The sequence below is a fragment of the Rhizobium herbae genome, assembly GCF_019511375.1.
GTDB lineage: Bacteria > Pseudomonadota > Alphaproteobacteria > Rhizobiales > Rhizobiaceae > Pararhizobium > Pararhizobium herbae_A.
On the sequence record NZ_JAEUAO010000001.1, the window covers coordinates 50,394 to 62,546 of the forward strand.

General features: G+C 62.4%; 11 protein-coding genes. 7 read left to right on the plus strand and 4 right to left on the minus strand.

What is annotated here, in order from left to right; all coding sequences use genetic code 11:
• Positions 1–15 precede the first annotated feature (15 nt).
• Complete coding sequence (gene thrS / locus JNB71_RS00345) at positions 16–2,004, plus strand: threonine--tRNA ligase (RefSeq protein WP_220369896.1); 1,989 nt, start codon at positions 16–18, stop codon at positions 2,002–2,004.
• A 201-nt stretch (positions 2,005–2,205) separates the two neighbouring features.
• Entirely contained in the window at positions 2,206–3,048 is an 843-nt protein-coding gene (locus JNB71_RS00350; protein WP_220369897.1) for a lysophospholipid acyltransferase family protein, read from the plus strand.
• 10 nt (positions 3,049–3,058) lie between these two features.
• On the opposite strand, the gene JNB71_RS00355 is transcribed toward JNB71_RS00350, so the two are convergent.
• The gene (locus JNB71_RS00355) at positions 3,059–4,066 is read right to left on the minus strand and encodes a hypothetical protein (protein ID WP_220369898.1); all 1,008 of its coding nucleotides are present in this window, start codon (positions 4,064–4,066) and stop codon (positions 3,059–3,061) included.
• Positions 4,067–4,191: 125 nt separating this feature from the next.
• Between JNB71_RS00355 and JNB71_RS00360 the strand changes: the two genes are divergently transcribed.
• Both JNB71_RS00360 and JNB71_RS00365 read left to right on the plus strand, forming a co-directional pair.
• A complete protein-coding gene (locus JNB71_RS00360; protein WP_220369899.1) occupies positions 4,192–4,776 on the plus strand; it encodes a nitroreductase family protein in 585 nt (194 codons plus the stop codon).
• A complete protein-coding gene (locus tag JNB71_RS00365; protein WP_220369900.1) occupies positions 4,776–5,378 on the plus strand; it encodes a flavin reductase family protein in 603 nt (200 codons plus the stop codon). The genes JNB71_RS00360 and JNB71_RS00365 overlap by 1 nt, the downstream gene beginning before the upstream one ends.
• 82 nt (positions 5,379–5,460) lie before the next feature.
• On the opposite strand, the gene JNB71_RS00370 is transcribed toward JNB71_RS00365, so the two are convergent.
• A complete protein-coding gene (locus JNB71_RS00370; RefSeq protein ID WP_220369901.1) occupies positions 5,461–6,180 on the minus strand; it encodes an aldolase in 720 nt (239 codons plus the stop codon).
• 77 nt (positions 6,181–6,257) lie between these two features.
• Between JNB71_RS00370 and JNB71_RS00375 the strand changes: the two genes are divergently transcribed.
• Positions 6,258–7,397: a DUF2336 domain-containing protein gene (locus JNB71_RS00375; RefSeq protein ID WP_220369902.1), complete on the plus strand. Its 1,140-nt coding sequence runs from the start codon at positions 6,258–6,260 to the stop codon at positions 7,395–7,397.
• A 268-nt stretch (positions 7,398–7,665) separates the two neighbouring features.
• Here JNB71_RS00375 and JNB71_RS00380 read toward each other — a convergent pair whose 3' ends face one another.
• Positions 7,666–8,112 carry a hypothetical protein gene (locus tag JNB71_RS00380; RefSeq protein WP_220369903.1) on the minus strand — a complete coding sequence of 149 codons (447 nt, stop codon included), beginning with the start codon at positions 8,110–8,112 and terminating at the stop codon, positions 7,666–7,668.
• Between the two features lie 248 nt (positions 8,113–8,360).
• Here JNB71_RS00380 and JNB71_RS00385 point away from each other — a divergent pair, with 248 nt between their 5' ends.
• Positions 8,361–8,819 carry a GNAT family N-acetyltransferase gene (locus tag JNB71_RS00385; RefSeq protein ID WP_220369904.1) on the plus strand — a complete coding sequence of 153 codons (459 nt, stop codon included), beginning with the start codon at positions 8,361–8,363 and terminating at the stop codon, positions 8,817–8,819.
• A gap of 86 nt (positions 8,820–8,905) precedes the next feature.
• Here the strand turns inward: JNB71_RS00385 and parE are convergent, their stop codons facing one another.
• Positions 8,906–10,981: a DNA topoisomerase IV subunit B gene (parE, locus tag JNB71_RS00390; RefSeq protein ID WP_220369905.1), complete on the minus strand. Its 2,076-nt coding sequence runs from the start codon at positions 10,979–10,981 to the stop codon at positions 8,906–8,908.
• A gap of 242 nt (positions 10,982–11,223) precedes the next feature.
• Between parE and JNB71_RS00395 the strand changes: the two genes are divergently transcribed.
• Positions 11,224–12,108 (plus strand): alpha/beta hydrolase, encoded by an 885-nt coding sequence (locus tag JNB71_RS00395; protein WP_220369906.1) that lies wholly within the window; start codon positions 11,224–11,226, stop codon positions 12,106–12,108.
• The last annotated feature ends 45 nt before the right edge of the window (positions 12,109–12,153 follow it).

The window sequence follows — 12,153 nt, forward strand, 5'->3', positions numbered from 1 at the left end:
GACAAGGAAGAAATCATGTCTGACGCTGTTTCCCTTACATTTCCCGATGGTTCCGTCCGCGGTTACGCCGCCGGCACGACGGGCCGTGACGTTGCCGAATCGATCTCCAAGTCGCTTGCAAAGAAGGCCATCGCGATCGCGCTGGATGGCGAATTGCGCGACCTGTCCGATCCGGTTGTGACCGGCAAGTTTGAGATCGTCACCCGCGAGGACGCCCGCGCGCTGGAACTGATCCGCCACGATACCGCCCATGTGATGGCCGAAGCCGTCCAGGAGCTGTGGCCGGGAACGCAGGTGACCATCGGCCCGGTGATCGAAAACGGCTTCTACTACGATTTCGCCAAGGACGAGCCGTTCACGCCCGACGATCTGCCGAAGATCGAAAAGCGGATGAAGGAGATCATCCAGCGCAACAAGCCCTTCACCAAGGAAGTCTGGTCGCGCGACAAGGCCCGCCAGGTCTTTGCCGACAAGGGCGAGAAATACAAAGTCGAACTGGTCGATGCCATTCCGGACAACCAGGACCTGAAGATCTATTACCAGGGCGACTGGTTCGACCTCTGCCGCGGGCCGCACATGGCGTCCACCGGTCAGATCGGCAACGCCTTCAAGCTGATGCGCGTCGCCGGTGCCTACTGGCGCGGGGATTCGAACAATCCGATGCTGACCCGCATCTACGGCACGGCCTGGCGCACGCAGGAGGAGCTCGACCAGTACCTGCACATTCTGGCTGAAGCCGAGAAGCGCGACCATCGCCGCCTCGGCCGCGAGATGGACCTGTTTCATTTCCAGGAGGAAGGCCCCGGCGTCGTCTTCTGGCACGGCAAGGGGTGGCGTATCTTCCAGACGCTGGTCGCCTACATGCGCCGCCGCCTGGCCGGCACCTATCAGGAAGTCAATGCGCCGCAGGTGCTCGACAAGTCGCTATGGGAAACCTCCGGCCACTGGGGCTGGTACCGCGACAACATGTTCAAGGTGACGGTCGCCGGCGACGACACGGATGATGATCGCGTCTTCGCGCTGAAGCCGATGAACTGCCCGGGCCACATCCAGATCTTCAAGCACGGTCTGAAGTCCTATCGCGAACTGCCGATCCGGCTTGCCGAATTCGGCAATGTGCACCGCTACGAGCCCTCAGGCGCTTTGCACGGCCTGATGCGCGTGCGCGGCTTCACGCAGGACGATGCGCACGTCTTCTGCACCGACGAGCAGATGGCGGCGGAATGCCTGCGCATCAACGACCTCATCCTGTCGGTCTATGAGGACTTCGGCTTCCAGGAAGTCGTCGTCAAGCTCTCGACCCGTCCGGAAAAGCGCGTCGGCGACGATGCCCTGTGGGACCGCGCCGAAAGCGTGATGATGGAGGTGCTGAAGACCATCGAAGCCCAGTCGGAAGGCCGCATCAAGACCGGCATCCTGCCGGGCGAGGGCGCCTTCTACGGTCCGAAGTTCGAATATACCCTGAAGGACGCCATTGGCCGCGAATGGCAGTGCGGCACGACGCAGGTGGACTTCAACCTGCCGGAGCGCTTCGGTGCCTTCTACATCAATCAGAATTCGGACAAGCAGCAGCCGGTGATGATTCACCGCGCCATCTGCGGATCGATGGAGCGCTTCCTCGGCATCCTCATCGAGAACTTCGCCGGCCATATGCCTCTGTGGATTTCGCCGCTGCAGGTCGTCGTCGCGACCATTACCTCGGAGGCTGACGACTACGGCCGCGAAGTTGCCGAGCTGCTGCGTGATGCCGGGCTGAACGTCGAGACCGATTTCCGCAACGAGAAGATCAACTACAAGGTCCGTGAGCATTCGGTGACCAAGGTGCCGGTGATCATCGTCTGCGGCATGCGCGAAGCGGAAGAACGCACCGTCAACATCCGCCGGCTCGGGTCGCAGGCGCAAACGTCGATGACGCTCGACGAGGCGATCGCCTCGCTCGTCTCGGAGGCAACGCCGCCGGATGTGAAGCGGAAGGCTGAGCAGCGGAAAAAAGCCGCGGCCTGAAGCGCAGCCGCGTCGCGAACGATGGCGGGCGGGAGGTTCGCGCTGGCGCAGGCCCCCGGCGCCTGTCAGAAAACTGTAACACTCGAGGACTATCCGAGTGAGCTCCAGCCTGCGGCACCGAATACGCGCCGCCGGACGAAATTTCAAAAAGGCTTCTGTGCTGCGTTCGCCGGACGCGCCTTTGACGGAACGAGGGACAAAGTGCAGTTCAAGGAACTGTCCTACGCCAATGAGAATGATCGGCGGCTGAAGCGTTGGTTCATCCGCGCGATGGAAGGGCTTGCCGGGCGCAATCGCTATGCCAGGCTCTACAATCAATGGCGCCAGGATGTCGTCGGCAGAAGCGATCGGGTTTTCGGCGAGATGCTGGACCTGATCGATGTGCGCCTGCGCATCGATGGCGAATGGCCGCCGCGCCATCTGCCGGATACGCCGATCGTCATCGTTGCCAACCATCCCTTCGGCATCGGCGACGGCATCGCCGTCCTGTCGCTTGCCGAACAGCTCGGCCGACCGTTTCGGGTGCTGATCAACAATGAGCTGATGAAGGTGCCGGAGATGGCGCCCTATTCGCTGCCCATCTCGTTTGAGGAGACCAGGCAAGCGCTGGCGCTCAACATGCAGACGCGCCACGAGGCAGTTCGTCTTCTGAAGGAAGGCGTCACGCTCGTTGTCTTCCCGGCCGGCGGCGTCGCGACGGCCAGGCGGGGCTTTGGCCGCGCGGAAGACCTTCCCTGGAAAATGTTTCCGGCAAAACTCATCCAGGCCGCCAGGGCGAGCGTCATCCCGATCTATTTCGAGGGTCAGAACGGCCGGCTGTTTCACCTTGCGAGCAAGGTATCGATGACGCTGCGCATTTCGCTGCTCATCCGCGAATTTCGCCGGCTCTCCGGCACGACGATCTCGTCGCGCATCGGCAGGTTGATCGCCTGGGAAGAGCTCAGCGCGATTGCGGACCGTAAGGATATCCTGACGCGGATTTATCAGGCCGTCTTTTCCATGGCGCCGCCGCGTCGCCGGCTTCTCGGCAAGGCCGCTTCCTGAGAGAGACCGCTCAGTCCTGCGCGTCCGCGGCCCCGTTGGCCGCCGGCTGCGATCCCTTGTCGTCCAGCAACACCTCGACATCGGTATTGACGCCCGCCTTCACTGTGAAATCGCGCTGGAAAATCTTTTCGTTGTTGCGGGCAATCGCCGTATAGCCGCCCTCGGCGAGAACCAGCGTCGGGAAGGCGCCGACGCTCTCGCTGACGACGTCGCCGGAAGAGGTGAGGATCGACCAGGCGGTATCGGCGATCGCTTCGCCGCCCGGTTCCGATACCAGTTTCAAGGTCAGCTTCGCGGCCCGGTGCTGGATCGTTGCCTCGGTCAGCTTTCCTGCCTCGATCTGGATATCGGCGCGAATGACCGCATTGACCGAACCGTAGTTGGACACCACGTGATAGGTGCCGGTGTTCAGCCGGACAACGGTGCCCGGCTTTACGTCGGCGACGACGAGCGCACGCTCGCCATTTTCCTTCTCGTCTGCGGAAAAAATCGAGAAGCTCAGTTCACCCGGGGGAATGCGCACATCGCTGCCGGAGACCGCGTTCAGCATGACGCCGCCGGCGTCGAGAACGAGAACCTGCTTTTCAACCGGGCCTGCCTCCGCGATCTTGATCTTGCGGGTCGCGCCGGCGCGTCCGAAGGCAACGTTGACGAAATATTCGCCGGGAATAAGCTGGAATGCCGCCGATCCGCCTTCCGAGGTCGCCAGAAGCGGCAACTTGCCGTCGGAGCCGGGGATGGGGCTGAAAACGCGCCAGGTGAGGCCCTGTTCGACCGGGCTGCCCTTTTCGGTCAGCAGCGCTTCAAGCCGTATGTCCTTGGCCGTTACGCCTTGCGTCACCGCTTCGCGACCCAGCGGATTGAAGCTGTTGAGCTTCGGCATCTTTTGCGGCGTGGCTATGGCCGGGAAGCTCTTGAATGGATCCGCAAGATTTTCGGCGCGTGACGCGGGACCACCGGTGGCAGTGAAAGCGAGTGCTGCAAGGACTCCAAGAAACTGACCGGTCGTGATGCGCATGAGGGAGTTGACTTCCTGAGTGTGTGGCTCCACTTGAAGCGCCGGTATGGCAATTTCGTGGCTGCCCCTTTGATGCGAAATGCGATGGCGAAGTTCGGCGGCAAAACTAGTGGAAATGGACGGCGATGAAAACTGAAATCAGTCTGCGTGAGTATCTGGCGACCCGCCGTTCCATTCCGGCCTTTCAGATGGGCGGTCCGGGGCCCGGAAAGGCGGAAATTGAGGAGATGCTGAAGCTCGCCTCCCGCGTTCCCGACCACGGCAAGCTCGCGCCCTGGCGCTTCATCGTCTATCGCGGCGAGGAGCGGGCGCGAATCAGTGGCGAGCTTGCGAAGATGGCGCTTGCCGCCAAGCCTGATCTTTCGGAAGAGATGATCAAGGTGGAAAACACGCGCCTGACCCGTGCGCCTGTTGTCGTTGCCGTTGTCAGCAAGGCGGCGCCGCATTTCAAGGTTCCGGAATGGGAGCAACTGATGTCCGCCGGTGCCGTGTGCCTCAACCTGCTGATGGCAGCCAACGCGCATGGCTTTGCTTCCAACTGGCTGACGGAATGGTACGCCTTCGATGAAAAGGCCTATCCGCTGCTCGGTGTGCAGCCTGGCGAGAGAATTGCAGGCTTCATTCATATCGGCACGCCGCAGGTGCCGCCGACGGAGCGCCCGCGACCGGAACTTGCAGACATCGTCACCTGGGTCGGCGAGGACGCGTGATGTTTTACGAGACCGGGCAAAACGCCCACGGCCTTGCCCATGATCCCTTCAAGGCGATCGTCTCGCCGCGGCCGATCGGCTGGATCGGTTCGCGGGCGGCCGACGGCAGCCTCAATCTCGCGCCGTATTCCTTCTTCAACGCGATCAGCGACACGCCGAAGCTGGTGATGTTCTCGTCGTCCGGCCGCAAGGATTCGGTCCGCAATATCGAGGAAACCGGCGAATTCACCGCCAACTTCGTCAGCCACGACCTCAAGGATGCGATGAACATGACATCGGCACCGGTGGCGCATGGCGAAAGCGAGTTCGCCCTTGCCGGGCTGAGGCCGGTCGAGGGCAGGCTGGTGCGGGCGCCGTTCGTCGCCGAGGCCTATGCCGTGCTTGAATGCAAGGTGACGGAGATATTCCAGCCGAAGGCGCTCGATGGCTCGCTCTCCGATAGTCACGTGGTGATCGGGCAGGTCGTCGGCATCCATATTCGCGAAGACGCGATTAGGGACGGGCGATTCGATATGGCCAAGGTCAGGCCGATCGGCCGGATGGGTTACATGGATTACTGCGACGCAGGCGACGTCTTCGAGATGTTCAGGCCGAGGCGCTAGAGCAATTCCAGGAAAAGTGCGAAGCGGTTTTCCGTCCGGACTTGCGTAGCATTCCCGTGAATCGGGGGAAAAACGGAAATGCTCACGACGCGAGCGCCGCCAGCTGGGCGGCGTTGCGCGCGATCACGCCGGAAAAACCGTCGGCACGGCTGGCATCTCGTATTGCGCGCAACTCGTCGGGCAATAACGGCTCTTGGGTAAGCAGTTCATAACGAGGAAGACCGGCCTGCGCAGCCTTGAGCACCGTGGCTGCGCGGGCAAACAACGCCGGCGCGCCGGGCTCTCCGGCCGTAGCGCCATTCGCCGGGCTGGCTGTCGCTTTTGCCAGCGCCGCACCATCGAAGATCAGCCCCTTCAGGCGCTCCGACGCCTCGCCAATGGCGTCAGCCGAGAGAAAGAACGCCAGCAACGCGCCGACCTCGGCAAGAATGGCGAGCGATCCCGCCACCAGCCCGTTTTCCGCTTCGGCAACGCGCAGCATGACATCGAATTTCTGGATATCGGCCGCGCCGCCACAGCGTGACAGCACGAAGCCGTCCGGTCGCGCCGCTGCAAGGCTCGAAAGCGCTTCTTGACCGTTGTCGCCGTCCGGCATGCCGATACGCAGAAGCGTTGGCGCCTTGATGCTGTCTGATGCACGACTGTCGAGGATCGGCTGTACTCTGCCGGCTGCTGTCGCCCAGTCGTTGACGATGTCGACAATCACGGTGATGGGACGGCCGACCGGTGCGTCCGCCGGCATCAGCGCCTCGGTTGGCGCGCAGAGCAGTGAAGGCATGATATCGAAACGGTTAACGGACATGGTGAACCAATCTTAAACCTTTAATCGCTAACATACATCGAGACTAAAATGTGGTGCTGGTGTGTAGTGAGGCGTTGGTGATCATTCAAGCATTTCTTCGCTGGGTCGAAACCGCGAAAACCGGGGACCGGGTTCGGGCAGCGTCGGCTCTGGGCCGGGCCTACGTCACGGCGGAGATGAATTCGCTGGACCATCACGCCGCCGAAATGGCGATGACCTTTCTTCTGGATGACCCGTCGCCGAAGGTGCGGCTGGCGCTCGCCGAAGCTGTTGCCGATTGCAACCGAATCCCCCGCTCGATCATCCTGTCGCTGGCCGACGACCAGCCGGAAACCGCCTATGCCGTGATTTCCCGCTCGCCCGTGCTGAACGACATGGATCTCGTCGATCTCGCCGCCAGGGGAACAGTGGAGACACGTGCCGTCATCGCTGCCCGCCGGGCCATGTCGCCACCGGTTGCCGCTGCAATCGCCGAGATCGGTGGGGAGGAAGAAGTACTGATCCTGCTCGAAAACGAGCATGCCCGATTTTCCGGCCGTACGTTGAAGCGGTTGAGTGACCGGCTCGGTCACCTCTGGTCGGTCCGCAACCGTCTGCTCGAGCGCGACGACCTGCCGGCGGACGCCCGCCACGCGCTTGTCGAGAAGGTCGGCGCGGCCTTGTCCAGCTTTGGCCTGGTGCAGGCAGCGATTGGCGGGCGGCGCGTCGAACGCGTTACCCGTGAAGCCTGCGACAGGGCCGCCGTCGATATGGCCGGAGCCGTCCATGCCGATCAGATTCCGGCGCTGGTCGAACATCTGAGGGCGACCGGCCGCCTGACCCCCGCCTTCCTGCTGCATACCCTGTGCTCGGGCAGGATTGATTTCGTCGCGGGGGCCATTGCCAACCTGTCGGGCGTAACAGACAAGCGGGTGCGTTCGATCCTCTCCGACGGGCGGATCCACGCCATTCGCGCCCTTTTCGAAAGCGCCGGCCTCGGCTGCGATGTGAGCGTGCTCTTTGCCGAGGCGATGATGCTGTGGCGCAAGGAAAACCGGTCGGCTTCTGTCGGCGCTAGCGCCACCATTTCCTCCGTCCTGCTGTCGAAGTTGCGGGGCAGAAGGCATGCTTCGGAAGCATCCGGCGGGCTTGCCGATATTGTCGAGAAATTGACGATTGCCGAGCAGCGGCAGACAGCCCGCGACTATGCGCGTCTGGCCGCCAGGGATGCCGCCTGAGGTCAGGCGCAGGTTGCGGGCTCCGAGCAATCGCATCAGCGCCGAGAGTCACCCGTTGAGCCCGTCCAATCCATTCGACGCTTTCTTGCCATCCAGGCAGTCGTGCGCTTTTGCAGCGCGTTTCGATCCCGGTCTCGAGCTCCGCGAACTTGGCCGTGATGTGCGTGTCTCCAGCCAAGAGGCCAGACATATCCTCGGCCGCCACCGGAAGAGGACGCCATAAGCGCCAGCGCCGAAAGCCTGATCGCCACCGGTCTGGTATAGCCGCTTACTTCGTGAATGTTCGCGCCACCCAGGAATAGCCATCCTCGATATAGTGGACCGGCTTTGTCACGGCGTCGCGCAATTTCGATGTGTCGGGCAGGGCGCCGGTGACCAGCGCCAGCGTCCTGCGCGGCAGGCTCGGCTGCTTCTCCTCGACCGCGGGCGGCGTCGGAACCGGATCGGCTGTTGCCATATGCGTCTGGTCGAGCGTTGCCTGCGGCGTGGGCAAGGGGGCGGGGTCCTGCACGTTGGCCATCTGCTCGCCGGACCTTTCGCAGACGGCGACGATCACCGGGTAGTTGCTGTTGGAGAACTTCGGCAGCTGTTCCTGCGATTCGGCATCGCATATCGCAACGGTCTCCCAGGTGCCGTGCACAGTCGAGACGTAGTGGCACTGGCTGACATTGTCGCCGCAGCCGAGGATTGTCATGACGATCAGGGCAGGAACCATGGCGAATAGGTCTCCAGTTCGAATTCGGCATCAGCCGCCAAGGGCTCGATTCGTGTTCGCTGACGTAACGGGCGGTTTGCTCCGGAAGTAAGGCAGGCCGGAAAGATCTTCGAAACAAATTGTTTCCGTTCGTTGCGAGGGGTGACCGGCGGTTGTTGCCACGCGAAAACTGCCGTCTGTTCCTTCGCGCAAGCTGCTCGTATTATCGACTTGCCGGAGTGAATCGATCTGTGAAGGAATACCGCCAAGTGACCGTCGTCATTGAAAGAGAACCGCCCCGCCAGTCTGGCGTGCTGAGCTTGCTTGAACAATCAGACGCCTATGCGCAATCGCTCTACCCGGCTGAAAGCAATCATATGGTCGATGTGTCGGCGCTGGAAAAGCCGTCAGTGGCTTTCTTCGTGGCGCGGCACGAGGGCGAGGTGGTCGGCTGCTGCGCGCTGGTGGATGCCGGCGACGGCAGCGCCGAGATCAAGCGCATGTTCGTCGATCCGAAAGCGCGTGGCCTGAAGATCGGCCGCAGACTGTTGGAGACGATCGAGAGCCATGGCCGCGGTGCCGGCCTGTCGGCCATCCGGCTCGAAACCGGCATCTATCAACCCGAGGCCATCAGCCTCTATAGGACCGCCGGTTATGTCGACATCGGTCCGTTCGGCGCCTACCAGCCGGACCCGCTCAGCCTGTTCATGGAAAAGACAATTGGCTGACACGGAGTCGGCCAAAACCATTGCGCCACGTGAGTTAGAGGCGAAACCTGAAGCAGTTACACAGCCTGTTGAATCACCAAGCGCAGTTAGATATCGAGGTTTTCCACAAACACCGCGCGTTCCTGGATGAAGCGGAAGCGCGCGTCCGCCTTCGTGCCCATCAGATTGTCGACGGCTTCGCGGGTGCCTTCGAAATCCACTTCGTCGATGGCGACCTTCAAGAGCGTGCGCTTATCCGGATCCATGGTGGTTTCCTTGAGCTGCGCCGGCATCATCTCGCCAAGCCCCTTGAAGCGGCCGATCTCGACCTTGCCCCGGCCGTTGAACTCCGTTTCCATCAGTTCCACCCGATGGGCGTCATCACGGGCATAGAGCGTCTTTGCGCCTTGCGTGATGCGGTACAGCGGCGGCACGGCCAGATACAGGTGCCCGCCGCGGATCAGTTCCGGCATCTCCTGATAGAAGAAGGTGATCAGCAGCGATGCGATATGCGCGCCGTCGACGTCCGCGTCGGTCATGACGATGACGCGCTCGTAGCGCAGATCTTCCTCGCGGTATTTGCCGCGGGTGCCGCAGCCGAGCGCCTGGATCAGATCGGCAATCTGCTGGTTTGCGCCGAGCTTTTCGCGGCCGGCGCTGGCAACGTTGAGGATCTTGCCGCGCAGTGGCAGGATCGCCTGGTTGGCGCGGTTGCGCGCCTGCTTGGCCGAGCCGCCGGCCGAATCGCCTTCGACGATGAAGAGTTCGGCGCCCTCGGCCGAATTCTGCGAGCAATCGGCAAGCTTGCCCGGCAGGCGCAGCTTGCGCACGGCGGTCTTGCGGCTGACTTCCTTTTCCTTGCGGCGGCGCACGCGCTCGTCGGCGCGCTCGATCACCCATTCGAGCAGCTTTGCTGCTTCCTGCGGGTTGTCGGCGAGGAAATGGTCGAACGGGTCGCGCAGCGCGTTTTCGACGATACGCTGGGCTTCGACGGTGGCCAGCTTGTCCTTGGTCTGGCCGACGAATTCCGGCTCGCGGATGAAGACCGACAGCATGCCGGCGGCCGAAATCATCACGTCTTCGGTGGTGATGATCGCCGCGCGCTTGTTCTGCGTCAGCTCCGCGTAGGCCTTGAGCCCCTTGGTCAGCGCGATGCGCAGGCCGGCCTCATGTGTGCCGCCTTCTGGCGTCGGGATGGTGTTGCAGTAGGAATGCACGACGCTGTCGCCGCCATACCAGGTGACGGCCCATTCCAGCGCCCCGTGGCCGCCGGTCTTTTCGGTCTTGCCGGCAAAGATTTCGCGCGTGACCGTGAATTCCTTGCCCATCGTCGCCTGGAGATAATCCTTCAGGCCGCCGGGGAAGTGGAAGACCGCCTTTTCCGGTATCTCCGTTCCTTCGATCAGCGAGGGATCGCAGGACCAGCGGATTTCGACGCCGCCGAACAGATAGGCCTTGGATCGGGCCATGCGAAACAGCCGGGCCGGATCGAACTTGGCGTGCGCGCCGAAGATCTCCGGGTCCGGATGAAAGCGCACCTTGGTGCCGCGCCGGTTCTGGACATCGCCGAGTTCCTCCAGTCCGCCCTGCGGGATGCCGCGCGAAAAGCGCTGGCGGTAGAGTTTGCGGTTGCGGGCAACCTCGACTTCGAGAATATCAGACAGCGCGTTGACGACGGAGACGCCGACGCCGTGCAGGCCGCCTGAGGTCTCGTAGACCTTGCTGTCGAACTTGCCGCCGGCATGCAGTACCGTCATGATCACTTCGAGTGTCGACTTGCCGGGAAACTTGGGGTGGTTCTCGACCGGAATGCCGCGGCCGTTGTCGGTGACGGAGAGGCAGCCTTCGGCATCGAGATAGACGTCGATGAAGTTGGCGTGCCCCGCCACCGCCTCGTCCATCGAGTTGTCGATGACCTCGGCGAACAGATGGTGCAGTGCCTTTTCGTCCGTGCCGCCGATATACATGCCCGGACGGCGGCGCACCGGCTCCAGCCCCTCGAGCACTTCGATGGCCGATGCGTTGTAGTCGCCATTGTCCGTTTTCAGGGCAGGCGTCGCATTCGCGCGCCGTTCCGCCGCCGGTTGGGCAACGGCCGGCGCAATCGGCTTCGGCACGACGGGATCCGTCGCAGGCTTGGGCGCCAGGGGCAGTGCTGAAAAGAGATCGTTGCTGTCGGTCATTGGCTGTTCAGAGGTCTTTCCGTGATGAGGCTTTTCGCACGATCAAGGTTGCGGACGAAGCCGCCATGAATGGCTCGCGCGAATCGCCGGAATTCTGCCAGACTCTTGGCGTCAGAGCGACCAACTCGCCATGCTGTTCAGCCGCATGCCCGCAAATACACCGATCGCGCCTTCAATAGCGCCAACTGTTGCGTTGCGGAAGGCCAGATGGCAAGGCTTGGACCAAAAGAGGAACATCCCGAATGCACCTGTCCACAGCTCATTTGATTTTTCGTGGCCTTCTGGCCTGCGCCGTGATTGTCGCTTCGTCCTTTCCAGCTGCGGCCGCACAGCTGCAGCCCTTCAAGGATGAGCTGTTTTCCTATGGCAACGTCCTCGAAACGGCGGATGGCGGCGATTATCGCGTCGTCGACTATCAGGAGATGCGTGATATCAACGGCCGAGATCAGGTCCCCGAGCGCCGGGCAAAACGCGCCTATGTCTCGCTCGGCGTGAAAAGCGAGCAGGTCAACGAGACGATCGATGCGGCGGGACGATCCCTCGATGTCACCCGTGTCGGACGCGGGCAGGGGGCGGCGTTCTCGGTGATCTTCATCCACGGCCGCGGCGGCGACCGGCGCCTCGGCGCCAACGACTGGTCCTTCGGCGGCAATTTCAATCGGCTGAAAAACCTCGCCGTCGAAAACGGCGGCGTCTATTACGTGCCCAGCGTTCGATCCTTCGATGATCGGGGTGTGGCCGACATTGCCGGGCTGATCGCCTATGCGCAGCGCCAGTCCCCCGGCCGGCCGGTGGTGCTGGCCTGCGCCTCGATGGGGAGTTTCATCTGCTGGGGCATGACCCGCAATCCGCAGGCGGTCGCCGCCCTCAAAGGCGTGATGATCATGGGCGGCCCCACGGACCCGACTTTCCGCAGCAGTGCCGCCTACAAGGCGAAACTGCCGCTGTTCTTCAGCCACGGCAGCGCCGACAGCGTCTATGCCGCGGCCGATCAGGTCGCGCTCTACCGATCGCTGAAGGCGTCGGGCTATCCGAGCCGCTTCGTCCTGTTCCAGACCGGATCACACGGAACGCCGGTTCGCATGACGGATTGGCGCGATGCCTTGAACTGGATCGGACTTGATTGAATTCTCTGTAATCATGTCGGGAATCGTTAACCACCGAAGCAGATT

Coding starts and splice junctions, on each gene's coding strand:
- thrS (WP_220369896.1), top strand. CDS start 16: ATGTCTGACGCTGTTTCCCTTACATTTCCCGATGGTTCCGTCCGCGGT.
- JNB71_RS00355 (WP_220369898.1), bottom strand. CDS start 4,066: ATGCGCATCACGACCGGTCAGTTTCTTGGAGTCCTTGCAGCACTCGCT.
- JNB71_RS00360 (WP_220369899.1), top strand. CDS start 4,192: ATGAAAACTGAAATCAGTCTGCGTGAGTATCTGGCGACCCGCCGTTCC.
- JNB71_RS00365 (WP_220369900.1), top strand. CDS start 4,776: ATGTTTTACGAGACCGGGCAAAACGCCCACGGCCTTGCCCATGATCCC.
- JNB71_RS00370 (WP_220369901.1), bottom strand. CDS start 6,180: ATGTCCGTTAACCGTTTCGATATCATGCCTTCACTGCTCTGCGCGCCA.
- JNB71_RS00380 (WP_220369903.1), bottom strand. CDS start 8,112: ATGGTTCCTGCCCTGATCGTCATGACAATCCTCGGCTGCGGCGACAAT.
- parE (WP_220369905.1), bottom strand. CDS start 10,981: ATGACCGACAGCAACGATCTCTTTTCAGCACTGCCCCTGGCGCCCAAG.
- JNB71_RS00395 (WP_220369906.1), top strand. CDS start 11,224: ATGCACCTGTCCACAGCTCATTTGATTTTTCGTGGCCTTCTGGCCTGC.